Source organism: Pseudomonas sp. Tav-5-1A, from assembly GCF_055755055.1.
Genome location: NZ_CM146901.1, coordinates 5,311,353 through 5,329,123, shown reverse-complemented (window position 1 = coordinate 5,329,123; position 17,771 = coordinate 5,311,353). Strand labels below are relative to the sequence as shown.

The following is a 17,771-nucleotide window of genomic DNA, read 5'->3' as shown; positions in this document are numbered from 1 at the left end:
GGAGGGTAAATGCCTCGACGTTATTGTTACGACGGCGACTGTGGTCTGGATAAAGACCATTTGATCATACTGATCGCGGTTGAAACGGCCATGGACGAGTTTGGCATCACTGATATTGCTGCGGCACTGGCGATCGTCTCCGGTGCGAATATCATCCCCACTCGCGCAAAGTTTCGCGGCGCACGCCCCAACACTTCAATCGCATCATTGCTGTCCCGAAGGGCCTTGCGCAAGATCAAGCTTCCGCCTGGCGTCCGCTTACCGACGCTAACCGGCATCGTGCCACCAAAAATTCGTTGGACCCATAGCATCGGCGGGTTCATGGGGCGCGCCATTCCGGTGGTGGGATGGGCTTACACCGCAGGGGAGTTGGCTGTTGTAGGGTACAAAACCTTGAAAGCCTATAACGCCATCGTCGATGACGAGGACAGGATTCTCCAATGAAGGAACCGCACACAACCGATCGAGACGTGCTTGATGACATCCTTCGCCGAGTACATGCGCAAACGGGCCTGGCCAAGCGGGCATTCGAAATGCTGAGCCTTGCGACCTCTTTTGCGGCCGACCTTGGCATCGACGGCGACGACGCCAATGAACTGTTGCCGATGTTGTTTCATGACTACGGCGTGAACGTGGATGACTACGACCCTTACCGATATTTTGCGGGTGAAGGGTTCGATTTGTTTTGGTTCAGCAAGAATAAAAATCGCCGCGGCAACCAGCCGCTGACGATCGGCATGGTGCTGTCCGCGATCGAAAACGGAAAGTGGGATACGGAGTTGCTGGAAGGCCGAGTCTGGAGCGCCGAGCCGCTGTACAGGCTGGGGGACGTGTTACCCGTGGCGGGTTATGCAATTCGTCCGTAGCCGCTGCCGAAGGCTGCGCGGGCCCTTCACTGCGTAGCTTTTTCAAATGGAAAAGACTGCAGAGTGTGTGCAGATATGGAGCTGCGATCCGAGCGGGTAATCGGAGGGCATATAAGTGCCTGCACCCAAGGCTACCTGTAAGCGGCTTTCCCTCTGCCGTGGTGCGGTACCGGCCGCCTAAGGTCCCGATGGCATCGCCATCCCGACCACAAGGACCGTCACCATGAGAGAGTACATCGTGCTACGCCGCGAAGCCCCCCAAGGCAGCACCGGCTTCGCCAGCCTGGCCAGCAAGGACGCCGAGCCCAGCCTATCCCTTGAACGTATACCCGCCCACGCCCTGGCCGAGCTCAACGCCGAGCCCGACGTGGCCCTGGTCGCGCCGAAAATGCCGACCCGGCTGATCGCCCCCCAAAACTCCCGGGCCACCCGCCACAAGCCCTGCTGGGGCGCCGAAGCAGTAGGGGCCACCGCCAGCCAGTACACCGGTGCTGGCGTCAGCGTGGCCGTGCTGGACACCGGCATCGACGCCACGCATCCAGCCTTCGCCGGCCTGGAGTTGCTGGAAAAGGACTTCAGCGGCGACGGCAACGGGGACGTCCAAGGGCATGGCACCCATTGCGCCGGCACGATTTTTGGCAGCGGCCTGGGCGAACGCATCGGCGTCGCCCCAGGCGTCAGCCGTGCCTTGATCGGCAAAGTGCTCGCCAACGACGGCAGCGGCAGCTCGGAAATGGTCTTCGACGGCTTGCTGTGGGCGCTGGACCAACGCGCCGACATCGTCTCCCTGTCCCTGGGGTTCGACTTCACCGGCATGGTCAAGACCCTGGCGGGCAACGGCTGGCCGGTGCAACTAGCGACCTCCAACGCGCTGGAAACCTACCGCGCCAACCTGCGCATGTTCGACGCCCTCATGGCCATGACCAAGGCCCGCGCCGCCTTCGGCAGCAGCACCCTGGTCATCGCCGCCGCCGGCAATGAAAGCCGCCGCCAAACCGACCCGGAATACCGCATCGCCGCCTCCCTGCCGGCCGCCGCCGACGACGTGCTGTCCGTCGCCGCCATCGGCCGTGACGGCGCGTACTACAGCGTCGCCGACTTCTCCAATTGCTTCGCCACCCTCTGCGCGCCAGGCGTCGACATCACCTCCGCCTGGCCCGGCGGCGGTCTCAAGACCCTGAGCGGCACCAGCATGGCCTGCCCACACGTGGCAGGCGTGGCAGCGCTGTGGTGGGAGGCGATCGCGGCCACGGGGAAGAAGGCCAATGCGCGCAACGTGCGGGCCAAGCTGGTGGGGACTGCGCAGGTAAGCCGGTTCGAGAAGCTGGATGAGGTGGATGTGGGGCAGGGGGTAGTGGTGGCGCCTTAAAACGGGCCCGTAGCCGCTGCCGAACTGGCTTTTCGTGTAGAGGCAGAATGTCGGTTTAACTGACCGCAACTTGCGTCGCGACGGGCACAGGAAAAGGTGAATGACTTCGCCTTTAACCATCGCCCGTCTCGAACTTGCTTCGGCTGTGGAATACACAATATCCAAAGATGGCGCTGTAGAACGCAACCGCCTGCACGCTCTCATTCAACCGGTAGGGGTGAGGGATAAGCATCAGTCCACACCCTCCCATGCAAGCCAGCAATCCAGTCCACTTCCTGAAGTTGCGACGCCGAACACACTGGTTGACGATGAGGAACGTGCCCAGCGCGATGGTCATCTCCAGCAGAAAACTCACCCGCTTTTTCCTGATGGGATGATGATTGAGCGTTGGCTACGCTGTGGGCCGATTCCACCGCTAACCTCGAGGCTCACAGCCACGATGATATCCCCGGCGTGGTAGGTGGGCAGCTTCGAAAACACGCCATTTCGCGTTGCGGTTCCAGTCATGGCCCCTATAAAAGCGCTCGCAGTGAGCGCGCTCGATAACGCGCCCAACGCTGTGTCGATGCTCAGGGCAACACTGGCACGCTGGCCGTTCAAACGATCACCTTGCTCGCGGGTCAATGGCCGAGAGATGGCGAGCACGATTGTGCAACTGCGCTGCTTTGCCTGCATGTGGTAGTAGCTGTCAGTAACGAAGCGCACGACCTCCTGGCGCGCGGCTGGCGCCCAGGGTAACCGGATGACGTGCAACTGGCCGCGATTATGCTCAGTCACTACGTAGCGATTCACATCAAACACCATCCCGTGATGGCCCATATGTTGAAAGCTGGCTTGGGATCGCATGGCTCGTTTCCCGTTGAGGTCGGGCGAGTTTGCGCATCAGGGGGAGGCGCGGCAACTGATGAAGTGTGACTGTGGGTGTCCGGGCGAGGGCAGCTACGCCGAACTCTCGCAAAGTCTGGGAGTGTTTTGTAGAGCGACCACCACCCCATCTGTAGCAGCGGCCGCAAGGCCGCGTCAGGGAGCTCCCCACCTTACTGCCTAACCCCACAAACGATTCCACACAAAGCTGAATCCCATGGGGGCGGGGTTAGTTTGGTCGGGGTCTAGCTTGCGAAGGGCGTGGGATTCCAGGTGCCGGCCGATGAGTCGGCCTAGGTCTTGGGCCGAGAACCAGATTTGCGATTCTAGCCAGAGGACGTGGAGCGGGCGGTTGTGGCGGGTGAAGACGATTGGTGTGTGAGGAGTGTCGCTGGATTGGTGCACTCGTTCGCTGCTGGGCCTTCGATGGCCTCCGGTTTCGTGGGTTGGCATGTCCATTTACCTCTACTTGATAGCTTTCTTAGGGCTAGGTGTCGGGGGTTAAGAAACCTCAAGTAGAAGGCCGGACGTATTCCCCTTGCGGGTCTTGTATTAGTCCACCCCCGACATAGCAGAGCTTTTGAGACGTGCAGCCGGGGGCCGCAGGCACAAAATGCCGCATTTTCGGGAGCGGGTTGGCCGCTACTTGAGGCGTTTCTTAGGCGCGAAACCAGGGTAAATGTTGTATCTGTCGGGCACAATCATACCGGTGTACGAGCTTTCCGAAAGTTGTTGCGGGACGTAACAGTCAGCTGTATTCAGTAGATATCAAGGTTGTCTATTGTCTTGACTGAATTTGAGCTGTGGAAGGGTAATGGTTGTCCGGAGACGCCCACGTTTGACTATATATCACCATGCGAGATTAGAGGGGTGATCGTTTCGAGGCTTCATTCTAGTCACTTGGTTAAAGCTCAAGAGGCCCGTGCGCTCGTAATGCTGCGTATCAAAAAGTGTTTGAGATGAGTGCTGTCGTACATGCTGGAAATTAAAAAAGCCCCTTGCTGGGGGCTTTTTTAAGTTGGATTGGGTTGTAAGGTGGAAATCAATCCCAGCTCAACGCCCCACCAGTCTGATACTCAATAACCCGAGTCTCAAAGAAGTTCTTCTCCTTCTTCAAGTCCATGATCTCGCTCATCCAAGGGAACGGGTTAGTAGTGCCTGGGTACTCTTCCTTCAAGCCAATCTGCGACAGGCGACGGTTGGCGATGAACTTCAGGTAGTCTTCCATCATCGCCGCGTTCATGCCCAGCACGCCGCGAGGCATGGTGTCACGCGCGTATTCGATTTCCAGCTGGGTGCCCTGCAGAATCATCTGCGAAGCTTCTTCCTTCAGCTCGGCGTCCCACAGGTGCGGGTTTTCGATCTTGATCTGGTTGATCACGTCGATACCGAAGTTCAGGTGCATCGACTCGTCGCGCAGGATGTACTGGAACTGTTCGGCGACGCCGGTCATCTTGTTGCGGCGGCCCATGGACAGGATCTGGGTGAAGCCGCAGTAGAAGAAGATGCCTTCCAGTACGCAGTAGTAGGCGATCAGGTTGCGCAGCAGTTCCTTGTCGGTCTCTGGGGTGCCGGTGTTGAATTCCGGGTCAGAGATGGCGCGGGTGTACTTCAGGCCCCAGGCTGCCTTTTTGGCGACCGATGGGATCTCGTGGTACATGTTGAAGATTTCGCCTTCGTCCATGCCCAGCGATTCGATGCAGTACTGGTAGGCGTGGGTGTGGATCGCCTCTTCGAAGGCCTGGCGCAGGATGTACTGGCGGCACTCCGGGTTGGTGATCAGGCGGTACACGGCCAGGGCCAGGTTGTTGGCAACCAGGGAGTCGGCGGTGCTGAAGAAGCCCAGGTTGCGCATGACGATGCGGCGCTCGTCGTCGGTCAGGCCTTCCGGGTTACGCCAGGTGGCGATGTCGGCGGTCATGTTGACTTCTTGCGGCATCCAGTGGTTTGCGCAGCCGTCCAGGTACTTCTGCCAGGCCCAGTCGTACTTGAACGGTACGAGTTGGTTGAGGTCGGCGCGGCAGTTGATCATGCGTTTTTCGTCAACGGCGACGCGGGCGGCCGAGCCTTCCAGCTCGGCCAGGCCTTCGGCGACGTCGAGCTTGTCGAGGGCGGCCTTGGCGCGGGCTACGGCGGCGGAGTCGTTGGCGGTGACGGCGCGGGCTTCCTGGGCAGCACCGGCACCGGCGCTGTCGAGTTTGTCCATGGCTGCTTCAGCGGCGTGGCCGGCGTTGGCGCCTTTGGCGGGTTGTTCGCCGTCTTCTTTGTCGAATTCGTCCCAGCTCAGCATGGTGATGAAGGCTCCTGCTTGGGTCTGCCCGCGGGCGACCGGATGGATTTTAAGATGAGGTTGCCATTGGCCGTTTAGCGCACGAAGGCTGGACGGCTGGCATTGCTAAATTGTTCGGATTGCCCGGCCGCTACGTTTCGTGGCGACCGCTGCGCATGATCGGAATCAGCAGTGACGCTTGCGGTGAACGGCGGGGTTGAGGCCGAAGTCAGGTATGCAAGTCGTCATGGTTTTTGCCCTGTGTTGGGGGACGCGATTATACGGAATATTGCAGCGTCCGTGTTCATCGTGGCGCAATCAATTCGCTATTTTGGATAGGGCGTCATGGAGCCCTTTGTTTGCAAACGGGTTTTGCCTGAATAGGCGGGCTAATCGCGTATGTGGTGTTTCTTTGCGTTTGCAGGCACTAAATATAGTGTTTTGGTGGCGGAATCGCAAGGCGGATTTCGGGGTGTTTCCGGGGTGTGTGGCTGTGTGTCGCGGTTGGGTTTTACGTGGGGATGGGTGGCTTCTTCCCGGGCAGGGCCTGGTCCCACGGGGTTGTTTTTCGTCTGTAGGGGAGATGCGCGTCTGAATGGGCCAGCGCAGCCTGGCGGCAGCGGCTACCGAGCGATCGGTAAACCGATGCATCGAGCAAGGATTTCCCTGAGCAGGGAGTAATCACAGTGGACTGCGGCAATGTTTGCCTGCACCCACTCAGCAGCGTCGACCTCCCACCAGGTGATTTCGTAGCCGGCATTCACGATGATGTGTTCGAAGAGAATTCGCTGCGTTCTTCCGTTGCCTTCACGGAAAGGATGAACCATGTTCAGGTCTCCGAATATCTCGGCGCATGCGCTAATGAATTCGGGCAATGGAAGGCCTTCGTACCACCGGGCTTTGGCAGATTGGGCGAGCAGTTTTTCGCCTTCTGGGACCACTCTGTCGGCTCTGCAAAATCGAGTAGTGTCCTTTGATATGTCTACATTCCGAATTTCACCTGCCCAATCGTAAAGGTCGCAGAAAAGCCGACGATGGATTTGTCTTAGGTAGGTGAGGTCGTAAGGAGGGAGGCAGAATTCGATTTGGCTGGCCGCGATATCGGAAAGCTCGCGCTCCGCCTGGTCCAGTTCAGCCTCGCATCGAATATTCAGCTTGTTGCGCAGGATGTGAGTGCCTGGGTAGCAGTACGGGTCTTGCCCTACACCGTACTTGTCGACCATCAGTCAGCTTTCTTGCGATAGCGGTTGATGACGGATTCGCGGGTGGGAAGGGGGCGCTCGGCATCCTCCCGCGTAACGTCAAAACCTTCCAGGCGAAGGCTAGCCGTGTAGTTGGAGCGACGAACTTTGGCGTAATAGGCTTTCTTGGCTTGAAAAGACAGGGTTTCCATAACGCCTCCTGGAACTGTAGATGTGGGTATTGTAGCGGAAACGGCCGTACGAGGTGTTACGCAGGGCGCGATGGTGGTTGCAGGCAGGCACAAAAAAGCCAACCCGAAGGTTGGCCTTTTCGTGCTGCTAGCTAAGCCTTATTGGCAAGCTTCGCAATCCGGCTCGTCAATCGCGCAAGCCTTAGGCACTGGCGCTGGACCCGCTGCCTGTACAGGCGCGCTGTCACCACCGCTCGACACGGCGTTCAGCTTGCCGGTGTTGATGGTCGACTTCTCGGTGCTGGTCGCGGCCAGGGCACGGAGGTAGTAGGTGGTTTTCAGGCCACGGTACCAGGCCATGCGGTAGGTCACGTCCAGTTTCTTGCCCGAGGCGCCGGCGATGTACAGGTTCAGCGACTGAGCCTGGTCGATCCACTTCTGGCGACGGCTGGCGGCGTCGACGATCCACTTGGTTTCCACTTCGAAGGCGGTCGCGTAGAGGTCTTTGAGCTCTTGCGGGATGCGCTCGATCTGCTGCACGGAACCGTCGTAGTACTTCAGGTCGTTGATCATGACCGCGTCCCACAGGCCGCGGGCCTTCAGGTCGCGTACCAGGTACGGGTTGATCACGGTGAATTCGCCCGACAGGTTCGATTTCACGTACAGGTTCTGGTAGGTCGGTTCGATCGACTGCGACACGCCAGTGATGTTGGCGATGGTGGCGGTCGGTGCGATGGCCATGATGTTCGAGTTACGAATGCCTTTCTGCACGCGGGCACGGACCGGGGCCCAGTCCAGCGATTCGTTCAGGTCGACGTCGATGTACTTCTGGCCACGCGCTTCGATCAGGATCTGTTGCGAGTCCAGTGGCAGGATGCCTTTGGACCACAGCGAACCCTGGAAGGTCTCGTAGGCGCCGCGCTCGTCGGCCAGGTCGCAGGAAGCCTGGATGGCGAAGTAGCTCACCGCTTCCATGGACTTGTCGGCGAACTCGACGGCAGCGTCGGAACCGTACGGGATGTGCTGCAGGTACAGCGCGTCCTGGAAGCCCATGATGCCCAGGCCGACTGGACGGTGCTTGAAGTTCGAGTTCTTGGCCTGTGGCACCGAGTAGTAGTTGATGTCGATAACGTTATCGAGCATGCGGACTGCGGTGTTCACGGTGCGCTGCAGCTTGGCGGTGTCCAGCTTGCCGTCGACGATGTGGTTCGGCAGGTTGATGGAGCCCAGGTTGCAGACGGCGATCTCGTCCTTGTTGGTGTTCAGGGTGATCTCGGTGCACAGGTTCGAGCTGTGGACCACGCCCACGTGCTGCTGCGGCGAACGCAGGTTGCATGGGTCCTTGAAGGTCAACCATGGGTGGCCGGTCTCGAACAGCATCGACAGCATCTTGCGCCACAGGTCTTTGGCCTGGATGGTCTTGAACACCTTGATCTTGTTGTACTCGGTCAGGGCTTCGTAGTACTCGTAGCGCTCTTCGAAGGCCTTGCCGGTCAGGTCGTGCAGGTCTGGCACTTCGTTCGGCGAGAACAGGGTCCACTTGCCGTCATCGAAGACGCGCTTCATGAACAGGTCAGGGATCCAGTTGGCGGTGTTCATGTCGTGGGTACGACGACGGTCATCACCGGTGTTCTTACGCAGTTCGATGAACTCTTCGATGTCCAGGTGCCAGGTTTCCAGGTAGGCACAGACAGCGCCCTTGCGCTTGCCACCCTGGTTCACGGCCACGGCGGTGTCGTTCACCACTTTCAGGAACGGCACCACGCCCTGGGACTTGCCGTTGGTGCCCTTGATGTACGAACCCAGCGCACGGACCGGAGTCCAGTCGTTGCCCAGGCCGCCCGCGAATTTGGACAGCATGGCGTTGTCGTGGATGGCGTGGTAGATGCCCGACAGGTCATCCGGCACGGTGGTCAGGTAGCAGCTGGACAGCTGTGGACGCAGGGTACCGGCGTTGAACAGGGTCGGGGTCGAGGCCATGTAGTCGAAGGACGACAGCAGGTTGTAGAACTCGATCGCGCGGTCTTCGCGTTGCTTCTCTTCGATCGCCAGGCCCATGGCCACGCGCATGAAGAAGATCTGCGGCAGTTCGAAACGCACGCCATCCTTGTGGATGAAGTAGCGGTCGTACAGGGTTTGCAGGCCCAGGTAGGTGAACTGCTGGTCGCGCTCGTGGTTGATGGCGTTGCCCAGTTTCACCAGGTCGAACTCGGCCAGTACCGGGTTCAGCAGTTCGAACTCGATGCCTTTTGCCACGTAGGCAGGCAGCGCCTTGGCGTACAGGTCGGCCATCTCGTGGTGGGTGGCGCTGTCGGCCACTTCCAGGAAGCCCAGGCCTTCGGCGCGCAGGGTGTCCATCAGCAGGCGGGCGGTCACGAACGAATAGTTCGGCTCGCGCTCTACCAGGGTACGGGCGGTCATCACCAGGGCGGTGTTGACGTCCTTAAGGGCCACGCCGTCGTACAGGTTCTTCAGGGTTTCGCGCTGGATCAGGTCGCCGTCGACTTCGGCCAGGCCTTCGCACGCTTCGGTGATGATGGTGTTCAGGCGGCCCATGTCCAGCGGCGCCAGGGAGCCGTCGGCCAGGGTGATGCGGATGCTTGGGTGGGCATCGACCGGGGCTTCGGCGGTGGTGCGCACGGCGCGTTCTTTCGAGCGGGCGTCACGGTAGATCACGTAGTCGCGGGCCACTTTCTGCTCGCCGGCACGCATCAGGGCCAGTTCGACCTGGTCCTGGATTTCCTCGATGTGGATGGTGCCGCCCGAAGGCATGCGACGCTTGAAGGTAGCGGTGACTTGTTCGGTCAGGCGCGCCACGGTGTCGTGGATGCGCGACGAGGCAGCAGCGGTGCCGCCTTCAACTGCGAGGAATGCCTTGGTGATGGCGACGGTGATCTTGTCGTCGGTGTAGGCGACGACGGTGCCGTTGCGCTTGATCACGCGCAGTTGGCCCGGCGCGGTGGCGTTCAGGTCCAGGTTGGACTCTGTAGCCTGGGGCGCCTTGCCCGCTGGGTTCTCGCGAGTTGTGTCGGTCTGCATCGGTTTCTCCATGAGGAAAAGTCTTGACTCGCAAACGGAAAAATCCAGCAATCGACCCTGGGTCGTGCTGGATCCGTTCGGGAGTGTTAAAGAGCAAAAATGTACGGTTTCAAGAAAAAAAAATTGGTAGAACGGGCTTGAGATTAGCGTAAAAAATGTGGTTGGCAATGCGCCAAAAACCCAACATGTAGTGGTTCGGCGAGCAATCGATACAAGATAAGGCCCCTCCGGCAACTTTGCAACACGCTAGGGTTGTGGATAACTTGTGAGTAATTTGTGGGAGAACCTGCGTAGCCCATGTAGGCCGCGTCCCACACCCTTGGGACCATTTGTCCGGCTTTTTTTAGCCCCGAAAATGGCGCCCGGTTTTTTGCGGGCGCGCACCCTAACACAAAAAAACACAGCCACCGACACGTTTTTGGCATGCTGTTGTTTCAAGCGCTCGACGGCTCCCCGCAGCGCCCTTTGGAGTCCCGATGAACCACGACTGGACCACTGGTCCCTACGCCGCTTTCCTACAGGGCCTGTTGCCCATGGACGACCCACGGCCGGCGCAGCCCCTGCACCAGGCCCTGCAGGCGGCCGAGCTGGATGCGGCACTTTTACGCATCTATGGGCAGCCGCTGTTCGATGAGCAGAAGCCGGTGTTGGTTTCCCAATGGTCGAAGTATTTTTTCATGCATTGGTGGCCGGCCATCCTGGTGACGCAGCTGGTGCGTGGCTGGTACCTGCCGCTGCAGTTGGACCAGCTGGGGCTGGTGCTCAACGAGCGTGGCTTGCCGCTGGGCGTGAAGCTGCTGGAGGAGGGCGAGCCGGGCGAGGCCGATGAGTCGCTGGAGCCGGTGGTGCAGGCCAGCCTGCGGCCGTTCATCGAGCGCCTGAGTGCCTATGGCGAGGTGCCGACGGCGGTGCTGTGGGGCAACGCCGGCGATTACCTGGAGCAGGCCACGGTGCGCCTGCAGGCGCTGGGCGTGGCGGTGGGGCCGGCGCTGGCGCTGCTGCATTCGCGCAAGGCGGCGGATGGCCGTGGCAACCCTTTATATGAGCCGGTGCGCTACCTGCCCGATGGCAAGCGCCAGCGGCGCAGTTGCTGCCTGGCGTACAAGGTTGGTTGGGTGGGGCATTGCGAGCATTGCCCGTTGGTTGGCCCGTAGCCGCTGCCGAAGGCTGCGCTGGCCCTGCGCCTCGCTGAAGATATCCAGGGTTCACACGGCCCAGCGCAGCCTGGCGGCAGCGGCTACGGGATCGGTGTCAGGCTTGTATCGCCACCAGGCTCAGCAGGTGATCGTTCTCCAGCCCGAACTGCCCTTCGATCTCGCGTCCATGGCACCACAGCGTTGACAGGTCCGTCAGCAGGCGCATGCGCACCCTGCCGGCGGCGTCCCACCCCAGCACCTCGGCATGCTCGAAATAGAAGCGCTGGCCGACGATCGGGTAGAGCGCCTTGAACAAGCTTTCCTTGATGGAGAAGGTCAGGGTCACGGTCAGTGACAGCTGGGCCGGGTCCATGCGCGCCAGCTCGCCTGGGGTGAGGATTTCCCCCGCCAGGCGCGCGGCGCGGTCGTCGCCCAGCAGGGTTTCCATGTCCAGGCCCAAGCCTTGCCAAACGCCGCTGCGGGCGACGACGGCGCCGGCCCAGCCGGTGCCGTGGGTGATGGAGCCGCTGATGCCGGCTGGCCAGATGGGCGCGCGGTCCTCGCCGATGGCGGGCACGTGATCGATGTCGGCCAACTGCTGCAGGGCGCTGCGGGCGCACAGGCGGCCGGCGAGGAATTCGGCCTGGCGCTTGGCGACCGAGCGCTGGATGTTGGCGGGCGGCTGGATGCCGGCGCGGACGAAATCGTCGGCGGCCAGGGCCTTGGGGTCGAAGCGGTTGCTGACCAACACCACGCCGGGGAGGGCGAAGGGCAGGGGCCAGTGGGCGTGGGGGGCGGTGCAGCAGGCGATGGGCGCGTTCATGGCGGTAGTTTGCCATAAATGTTTACCGCGCAGGTTTGGCGGGACGCGGCCTGCGGCCGCTGCTACAGGCCGCGTCCGGGTCAGCCGAATACCTTCTTCAGGAACGCCTGCATGTCCGCCCAGGATTTCTCGTCGGCGGCCTTGTTATAGCCAATGTCCGGGCCGCCATGATCGCCATGGGCCAGGCGGTCGGCGTCGGGGTTGGTGAAGCCATGCTTGGCGCCGGGCTGCACCACGAACTGGTAGTTGACCCCGGCGGTGGACATCTCGGTCTTGAAGTCCGCCACGTCCTTGGGCGTGCTCATGCTGTCCAGTTCACCGTGCTCCACCAGGATCGGGGTTTTCACGCTGCCCTTGGTGGCCCGGGTCTTGGCCGCCAGGCCGCCGTGGAAGCTCACCACACCGGCCAGGCTTTCGCCATGGCGCGCGGCGTTGAGCACCACGGTGCCGCCGAAGCAGTAGCCGATGGCGGCGATTTTCGCCGGGTTGGTCTGCGGCTGCTTTTTAAGCAGTTGCACGCCGGCGTCGAAACGGGCGCTGGAGACCTGGGCGTTGGCCGAGGCTTCCTGCATGAAGGCCATGGCATCTTTCGGGTGCTCGGTGTTCTTGCCATCGCCGTACATGTCGATGGCCAGGGCGCTGTAGCCCAGGGCGGCGAGGGCGCGGGCGCGGCCCTTGGCGTAGTCGTTCAGGCCCCACCATTCGTGCACCACCACCACGCCGGGGCGTGGGCCCTGGATGGCATCGTCGTAGGCAAAGTAACCCACCAGCGGCGTGCCGTTGAGGTCCTTGTAGTGCAGTTCCTGGGTCTTGATTTCGGCCTGGGCCAGGGTGCTGGCCGCCAGCAGCAGGCACATCAACAGTACACGCATGTTCGTGGCTCCTCGTATAAGCAGTCAGCTCAGCCTAGACCATGGCTGGTTCAGTAAGGGTTCAGCGCTGCCTGACTAAGCTTGTTACAGGTACACTCTTGGCGCCGGGGCTTGTTCGTGCAAGCGCCCGGTGCCGTCATACGGACGAGGTAACACGGCGGCCCGCAAAGCAGGGCACCAACCGGGGAGCACTATGAAACTGCTGGTGGTAGAAGATGAGGCGCTGTTGCGGCACCACTTGTATACCCGCCTGACCGAAAGCGGTCATGTGGTGGAGGCCGTGGCCAATGCAGAGGAAGCCTTGTACCAGGCCTCGCAGTACAATCATGACCTGGCCGTGGTCGACCTGGGCCTGCCCGGCATGGGTGGCCTGGAGCTGATTCGGCGCCTGCGCGCCGATGGCAAGGCCTTCCCGGTGCTGATCCTCACCGCCCGCGGCAACTGGCAGGACAAGGTCGAAGGCCTGGCTACCGGCGCCGATGACTACGTGGTAAAACCCTTCCAGTTCGAAGAGCTGGAAGCGCGCCTCAACGCCCTGCTGCGCCGCTCCAGCGGTTTCATCCAGTCGACCATCGTCGCCGGCCCCCTGCTGCTGGACCTCAACCGCAAGCAGGCGAGCCTGGACGAGCAGCCCCTGGCCTTGACCGCCTACGAATACCGCATTCTCGAATACCTCATGCGTCATCACCAGCAGGTGGTGGCCAAGGACCGCCTGATGGAACAGCTGTACCCGGACGACGACGAGCGCGACCCGAACGTGATCGAAGTGCTGGTGGGCCGCCTGCGCCGCAAGCTGGAAGGCACCAACGGCTTCAAGCCCATCGAGACCGTGCGCGGCCTGGGCTACCTGTTCACCGAGCGGTGTAAATGATTCGATCGCTGCGCGTACGGTTGATGCTGGCGGCCTTCCTGCTGTCGGTGCTGTTCATGATCGGCCTGCTGCCAGCGTTGCAAAGCACCTTCAGCCTGGCGCTGCGCGAGTCCATCGAGCAGCGCCTGGCGTCGGACGTGACCACCCTGATCTCTGCCGCCCGGGTCGAGAACGGCAAGCTGCAGATGCCCGACCTGCTGCCCGACGAGCGCTACAACCTGCCCGACAGCCGCCTGCTGGGCTACATCTACAACCGCGAGGGCGAGCTGGTATGGCGCTCGCGGGCCACCACCGAACAGAGTATCAACTACAAGCCGCGCTATGACGGCATGGGTGCGCAGTTCGCGCACATCCACGAGCCCAATGGCGAGGAGTACTTCGTCTACGACGTGGAGGTGAAGCTGCTGGGCGGCAAGAGCGCGGCCTACAGCATCGTCGCCCTGCAATCGGTGAAGGGCTACAAGATGATTCTCTCGGGCCTGCGCGAGAAGCTCTCGCTGGGCTTCGGCGCCGCCTTGCTGGCCCTGCTGGTGCTGCTGTGGGCCGGCCTGACCTGGGGCCTGCGCGCCCTGCGCCAGCTGAGCCTGGAGCTGGACCAGATCGAATCCGGCCAGCGTGACAGCCTCAGCGAGACCCACCCGCGCGAACTGCTGCGCCTGACCGGCTCGCTGAACCGCCTGCTCAGCAGCGAGCGCGAGCAGCGCGGCCGCTACCGTGATTCCCTGGGCGACCTGGCCCACAGCCTGAAGACGCCCCTGGCGGTGCTGCAGGGCGTGAGCGAGACCATCGCCCAGCGCCCGGAGAACATCGAGCAGGCGCGCATCCTGCAAAGCCAGATCGAGCGCATGAGCCAGCAGATCGGCTACCAGCTGCAGCGCGCCAGCCTGCGCAAGAGTGGCCTGGTGCGCCACCAGGTGCTGCTGATGCCGCTGCTGGACAGCCTCTGCAGCACCCTGGCCAAGGTGTACCGCGACAAGCGCGTGCACGTCAGTTTCCATGTGGCTGACTCGGCCCAGGTGCCGATGGAGGAGGGCGCGCTACTGGAAATGCTCGGCAACCTGCTGGAGAACGCCTACCGCCTGTGCCTGGGCGAGGTGCGGGTGAGCCTGGCCTCTGGCGAGTTTGGCACCCAGCTGAGCATCGAGGACGACGGCCCGGGCGTGCCCGAGAGCCAGCGCGCGCGTATCCTGCAACGGGGTGAGCGGCTGGACCGGCAGAACCCGGGGCAGGGTATTGGCCTGGCGGTGGTCAAGGACATCATCGAAAGCTATGACGCGCAGCTGATCCTGGATGATTCGCCCTTGGGTGGGGCGGCGTTCCGGGTGCGCTTTAAACCGCTCTGAAGTGGGCTATACCTTTAGGTAGGTGGTAGCCGGTGACGCGGCCTTCGGCCGCTGCTACGGGAAATGTGTAGCAGCTGCCGCCAGGCTGCGTCCAGCCGTTACCCGACTTTGCGGCGGAAATCCGCCATGTGGCGGAAGTTGTTCCAGGGAAATGGCGGATTTCCGCCAGGCAAGTTCCCCAATAGTGGCTAACATGATGGCACCCAACCCCCACAATCATTGACCGTTCGCCTTGGCGCGCGACCTGGCACGGCCCTTGCGATACAAGTCGCAAGGTCTGCCGCGCGCAGCTCGACAATAAATCCCTCCAGTACAGGAGGGTTCGTGCTTTAGGTGTCGTGTGCATCACAGGAATGGATGCCAGGCGATGCACTTGAGGAACTTGCAATGACGACTCGTCAGCCACTGTACAAATCGCTGTATTTCCAGGTGATCATCGCGATCATCATCGGTATCGCGTTGGGGCACTTCTACCCTGACACCGCGGTAACCCTGAAGCCACTGGGCGACGGGTTCATCAAACTGATCAAAATGGTCATCGCCCCCATCATCTTCTGCACCGTGGTCAGCGGCATCGCCGGCATGGAAAGCATGAAGGCCGTGGGCAAGACCGGTGGCTACGCGCTGCTGTACTTCGAGATCGTCTCCACCATCGCCCTGCTGATCGGCCTGGTCGTGGTCAACGTGGTTGGCCCGGGCAACGGCATGCACATCGACCCCGCCACCCTGGACGCCTCCAAGGTCGCCACCTACGTGGCCGCCGGTAAAGACCAGAGCGTGATCGCGTTCTTCCTGAACATCATCCCCAACACCATTGTCGGCGCCTTCGCCACCGGTGACATCCTGCAAGTGCTGATGTTCGCCGTGCTGTTCGGCTTCGCCCTGCACCGCCTGGGCGCCTATGGCAAGCCGCTGCTGGACCTGATCGACCGGTTCGCCCACGTGATGTTCAACATCATCAGCATGATCATGAAGCTGGCCCCCCTGGGTGCGCTGGGTGCCATGGCCTTCACCATCGGCGCCTACGGCGTGAGCTCGCTGGTGCAACTGGGCCAGCTGATGATCTGCTTCTACATCACCTGCATCCTGTTCGTGCTGCTGGTGCTGGGCTCGATCGCGCGCTTCCACGGTTTCAGCATCATCAAGCTGGTGCGCTACATCCGTGAAGAGCTGCTGATCGTGCTGGGTACCTCCTCGTCGGAATCGGCCCTGCCGCGCATGCTGGTGAAGCTGGAGCGCCTGGGCGCGCAGAAGTCGGTGGTTGGCCTGGTGATTCCTACCGGCTACTCGTTCAACCTGGACGGCACCGCCATCTACCTGACCATGGCCGCGGTGTTCATCGCCCAGGCCACCGATACGCACATGGACCTGTTCCACCAGCTGACCCTGCTGGCCGTGCTGCTGATCTCCTCCAAGGGCGCCGCCGGCGTTACCGGTAGCGGCTTCATCGTGCTGGCCGCCACCCTGTCGGCCGTTGGCCACCTGCCGGTGGCTGGCCTGGCGCTGATCCTGGGCATCGACCGCTTCATGTCCGAAGCCCGCGCCCTCACCAACCTGGTCGGCAATGCCGTGGCCACCCTGGTGGTTGCCAAGTGGGTCGGCGAGCTGGACGAAGACACCATGAAGGCGCAACTGGCCGCAGGCCCTACCGCCATCGAAGTGGCTGAAGCCCACGAAGCCGTGGCAGTCGACGCCCCGCGCTAAGCGCTGGCGCAAAAGAAAAAACCCATCTTCGGATGGGTTTTTTTATGCCTGCGGGTTATTCGACGCGGGTCTCGCCGGTGAACACCAGCGTGTGCCGGCAACGCCTGCACAGGTACCGCCGGCCCTGGCGCACCAGGCTGTGGCGCTGGGCGCTGAACGGGAAGTCGCTGTCGGCGCAGGGGCAGCGGTAGATATAGCGCGTCACCCGCCGGCGCTTGACCTCGTAGGTGTGGCAGCGGTTGGGCGGCAGCTCGTACACGCCACGCATGATCAGCTGCCACTCCTCGCCATGGGGCGCGATGCGGTCGCCGAACAGCTGGTGCGCCACCAGGTGGGCCACCTCGTGGGGCACGGTCTGGCGCAGGAAGTCTTCGCTGTTCTCGCGGTACAGTTGCGGGTTGAAGCGCAGCAGGTTCTCGTGCAGGTGGGCAACGCCGGCTTTCTGCCCGCGCAGCTTGAAGCTCACCTGGGGGCGGGCGAAGGAGCGTTTGAAGAAGGCTTCGGCTTGCTGGAAACAGGATTCGACGCGGGAATTGAGTACTTCGGGCATGCTAGACGACACTCCATATGTGCCGATTATGCCGCAACCACAGGGGCATGCCGAGCCGCCCGTCGCCGGGCGGCCAGCGCTGTTCAGTTGGTGTAGACCGGGCCTACGCCCAGCCCCCAGATGATCACCGTGAACGCCATGATCGCCACCAGCACCACCAGGCCCACCGCCAGCACCGAGCTTGAGAACAGGAAGCCCTCGTCGGCGTGGATGTTCATGAAGGTGGGCAGGCCCACGTACAGCAGGTACACGGTGTAGCAGATGGCAGCAGTGCCCACCATCATGCCCAGCCACAGGTGCGGGTACAGCGCCGCCAGGCCGCCAATGAACAGCGGTGTGGCGGTGTAGGTGGCAAAGGCAATGCAGCGCGCCAGGCTGGGGCTGGCGTCGTAGGTGCGGGCCATCCAGTGAATGAACGCGCCCATCACCGCCACGCCGGCCAGCATGGCGATGTACGACATGATGGTCATCCAGATGGCGCTGTCGAGGGTCAGCATCACCGGCGCCCGGTTGCCGATCACCCAACCCACCTTGGTGGTGCCGATGAACGCCGATATGGGCGGTATCGCCGCCAATATCAGGGTGTGGGTGAGGTACATGTGGCCGATGGATTCTTCTTCGCCACGGATCTGGTGCCATTCTTGATCGGGATGGGTGAACAACCCCACGACGTGATGGATCATGCCAGTCACT

17 protein-coding genes are annotated in these 17,771 nt (G+C 61.8%); 7 read left to right on the top strand and 10 right to left on the bottom strand.

Going from position 1 to position 17,771, the window contains the following annotated elements:
• The first annotated feature begins 9 nt into the window (after positions 1-9).
• The 3 genes from AC0J42_RS24470 to AC0J42_RS24460 all read left to right on the top strand — a co-directional run bounded on the left by AC0J42_RS24470 (position 10) and on the right by AC0J42_RS24460 (position 2,235).
• On the top strand, positions 10-444 hold the full coding sequence (locus AC0J42_RS24470) for an STM2901 family protein (protein ID WP_473004256.1): 435 nt from the start codon (positions 10-12) through the stop codon (positions 442-444).
• Positions 441-866, top strand: coding sequence for a DUF1493 family protein (locus AC0J42_RS24465; protein ID WP_473004253.1), 426 nt, complete (start codon positions 441-443; stop codon positions 864-866). The genes AC0J42_RS24470 and AC0J42_RS24465 overlap by 4 nt, the downstream gene beginning before the upstream one ends.
• Before the next feature lie 223 nt (positions 867-1,089).
• The gene (locus tag AC0J42_RS24460) at positions 1,090-2,235 is read left to right on the top strand and encodes a S8 family peptidase (RefSeq protein WP_473004252.1); all 1,146 of its coding nucleotides are present in this window, start codon (positions 1,090-1,092) and stop codon (positions 2,233-2,235) included.
• A gap of 112 nt (positions 2,236-2,347) precedes the next feature.
• On the opposite strand, the gene AC0J42_RS24455 is transcribed toward AC0J42_RS24460, so the two are convergent.
• The 6 genes from AC0J42_RS24455 to AC0J42_RS24430 form a co-directional block, all read right to left on the bottom strand.
• Positions 2,348-2,590 carry a hypothetical protein gene (locus AC0J42_RS24455; protein WP_473004249.1) on the bottom strand — a complete coding sequence of 81 codons (243 nt, stop codon included), beginning with the start codon at positions 2,588-2,590 and terminating at the stop codon, positions 2,348-2,350.
• Complete coding sequence (locus AC0J42_RS24450) at positions 2,587-3,081, bottom strand: hypothetical protein (RefSeq protein ID WP_473004248.1); 495 nt, start codon at positions 3,079-3,081, stop codon at positions 2,587-2,589. Before AC0J42_RS24450 ends, AC0J42_RS24455 begins: the two co-directional genes overlap by 4 nt.
• A gap of 1,060 nt (positions 3,082-4,141) precedes the next feature.
• Entirely contained in the window at positions 4,142-5,389 is a 1,248-nt protein-coding gene (locus tag AC0J42_RS24445; protein ID WP_416426443.1) for a ribonucleotide-diphosphate reductase subunit beta, read from the bottom strand.
• A 602-nt stretch (positions 5,390-5,991) separates the two neighbouring features.
• Positions 5,992-6,591, bottom strand: a complete 600-nt coding sequence (locus AC0J42_RS24440; protein ID WP_416426441.1) for a putative adenosine monophosphate-protein transferase Fic — start codon at positions 6,589-6,591, stop codon at positions 5,992-5,994.
• Positions 6,591-6,761, bottom strand: coding sequence for a YhfG family protein (locus AC0J42_RS24435; RefSeq protein ID WP_416426439.1), 171 nt, complete (start codon positions 6,759-6,761; stop codon positions 6,591-6,593). The genes AC0J42_RS24440 and AC0J42_RS24435 overlap by 1 nt, the downstream gene beginning before the upstream one ends.
• 138 nt (positions 6,762-6,899) lie before the next feature.
• Entirely contained in the window at positions 6,900-9,779 is a 2,880-nt protein-coding gene (locus AC0J42_RS24430) for a ribonucleoside-diphosphate reductase subunit alpha (RefSeq protein WP_473004245.1), read from the bottom strand.
• Positions 9,780-10,255: 476 nt separating this feature from the next.
• Between AC0J42_RS24430 and fhuF the strand changes: the two genes are divergently transcribed.
• The gene (fhuF, locus tag AC0J42_RS24425; protein WP_473004244.1) at positions 10,256-10,933 is read left to right on the top strand and encodes a siderophore-iron reductase FhuF; all 678 of its coding nucleotides are present in this window, start codon (positions 10,256-10,258) and stop codon (positions 10,931-10,933) included.
• A 97-nt stretch (positions 10,934-11,030) separates the two neighbouring features.
• Here the strand turns inward: fhuF and AC0J42_RS24420 are convergent, their stop codons facing one another.
• Both AC0J42_RS24420 and AC0J42_RS24415 read right to left on the bottom strand, forming a co-directional pair.
• Positions 11,031-11,738, bottom strand: coding sequence for a 4'-phosphopantetheinyl transferase family protein (locus tag AC0J42_RS24420; protein ID WP_473004241.1), 708 nt, complete (start codon positions 11,736-11,738; stop codon positions 11,031-11,033).
• An 80-nt stretch (positions 11,739-11,818) separates the two neighbouring features.
• Positions 11,819-12,610, bottom strand: a complete 792-nt coding sequence (locus AC0J42_RS24415) for a dienelactone hydrolase family protein (protein ID WP_416426433.1) — start codon at positions 12,608-12,610, stop codon at positions 11,819-11,821.
• Positions 12,611-12,803: 193 nt separating this feature from the next.
• Here AC0J42_RS24415 and AC0J42_RS24410 point away from each other — a divergent pair, with 193 nt between their 5' ends.
• The 3 genes from AC0J42_RS24410 to AC0J42_RS24400 all read left to right on the top strand — a co-directional run bounded on the left by AC0J42_RS24410 (position 12,804) and on the right by AC0J42_RS24400 (position 16,528).
• Positions 12,804-13,481, top strand: a complete 678-nt coding sequence (locus AC0J42_RS24410) for a response regulator (protein ID WP_268149043.1) — start codon at positions 12,804-12,806, stop codon at positions 13,479-13,481.
• The gene (locus AC0J42_RS24405; protein ID WP_416426432.1) at positions 13,478-14,824 is read left to right on the top strand and encodes an ATP-binding protein; all 1,347 of its coding nucleotides are present in this window, start codon (positions 13,478-13,480) and stop codon (positions 14,822-14,824) included. Before AC0J42_RS24410 ends, AC0J42_RS24405 begins: the two co-directional genes overlap by 4 nt.
• Positions 14,825-15,211: 387 nt before the next feature.
• Entirely contained in the window at positions 15,212-16,528 is a 1,317-nt protein-coding gene (locus tag AC0J42_RS24400; RefSeq protein WP_416426430.1) for a dicarboxylate/amino acid:cation symporter, read from the top strand.
• A 55-nt stretch (positions 16,529-16,583) separates the two neighbouring features.
• Here AC0J42_RS24400 and AC0J42_RS24395 read toward each other — a convergent pair whose 3' ends face one another.
• Both AC0J42_RS24395 and AC0J42_RS24390 read right to left on the bottom strand, forming a co-directional pair.
• Positions 16,584-17,078 carry a SprT family zinc-dependent metalloprotease gene (locus AC0J42_RS24395; RefSeq protein WP_416426429.1) on the bottom strand — a complete coding sequence of 165 codons (495 nt, stop codon included), beginning with the start codon at positions 17,076-17,078 and terminating at the stop codon, positions 16,584-16,586.
• Positions 17,079-17,161: 83 nt separating this feature from the next.
• Entirely contained in the window at positions 17,162-17,761 is a 600-nt protein-coding gene (locus AC0J42_RS24390; RefSeq protein ID WP_416426428.1) for a Yip1 family protein, read from the bottom strand.
• Positions 17,762-17,771 lie beyond the last annotated feature (10 nt).

Excerpts from the sequence above, each read along its gene's own strand:
- AC0J42_RS24470 (WP_473004256.1), top strand. The coding sequence starts at position 10 with ATGCCTCGACGTTATTGTTACGACGGCGACTGTGGTCTGGATAAAGAC.
- AC0J42_RS24465 (WP_473004253.1), top strand. The coding sequence starts at position 441 with ATGAAGGAACCGCACACAACCGATCGAGACGTGCTTGATGACATCCTT.
- AC0J42_RS24460 (WP_473004252.1), top strand. The coding sequence starts at position 1,090 with ATGAGAGAGTACATCGTGCTACGCCGCGAAGCCCCCCAAGGCAGCACC.
- AC0J42_RS24450 (WP_473004248.1), bottom strand. The coding sequence starts at position 3,081 with ATGCGATCCCAAGCCAGCTTTCAACATATGGGCCATCACGGGATGGTG.
- AC0J42_RS24445 (WP_416426443.1), bottom strand. The coding sequence starts at position 5,389 with ATGCTGAGCTGGGACGAATTCGACAAAGAAGACGGCGAACAACCCGCC.
- AC0J42_RS24440 (WP_416426441.1), bottom strand. The coding sequence starts at position 6,591 with ATGGTCGACAAGTACGGTGTAGGGCAAGACCCGTACTGCTACCCAGGC.
- AC0J42_RS24435 (WP_416426439.1), bottom strand. The coding sequence starts at position 6,761 with ATGGAAACCCTGTCTTTTCAAGCCAAGAAAGCCTATTACGCCAAAGTT.
- AC0J42_RS24430 (WP_473004245.1), bottom strand. The coding sequence starts at position 9,779 with ATGCAGACCGACACAACTCGCGAGAACCCAGCGGGCAAGGCGCCCCAG.
- fhuF (WP_473004244.1), top strand. The coding sequence starts at position 10,256 with ATGAACCACGACTGGACCACTGGTCCCTACGCCGCTTTCCTACAGGGC.
- AC0J42_RS24420 (WP_473004241.1), bottom strand. The coding sequence starts at position 11,738 with ATGAACGCGCCCATCGCCTGCTGCACCGCCCCCCACGCCCACTGGCCC.
- AC0J42_RS24415 (WP_416426433.1), bottom strand. The coding sequence starts at position 12,610 with ATGCGTGTACTGTTGATGTGCCTGCTGCTGGCGGCCAGCACCCTGGCC.
- AC0J42_RS24410 (WP_268149043.1), top strand. The coding sequence starts at position 12,804 with ATGAAACTGCTGGTGGTAGAAGATGAGGCGCTGTTGCGGCACCACTTG.
- AC0J42_RS24405 (WP_416426432.1), top strand. The coding sequence starts at position 13,478 with ATGATTCGATCGCTGCGCGTACGGTTGATGCTGGCGGCCTTCCTGCTG.
- AC0J42_RS24400 (WP_416426430.1), top strand. The coding sequence starts at position 15,212 with ATGACGACTCGTCAGCCACTGTACAAATCGCTGTATTTCCAGGTGATC.
- AC0J42_RS24395 (WP_416426429.1), bottom strand. The coding sequence starts at position 17,078 with ATGCCCGAAGTACTCAATTCCCGCGTCGAATCCTGTTTCCAGCAAGCC.
- AC0J42_RS24390 (WP_416426428.1), bottom strand. The coding sequence starts at position 17,761 with ATGATCCATCACGTCGTGGGGTTGTTCACCCATCCCGATCAAGAATGG.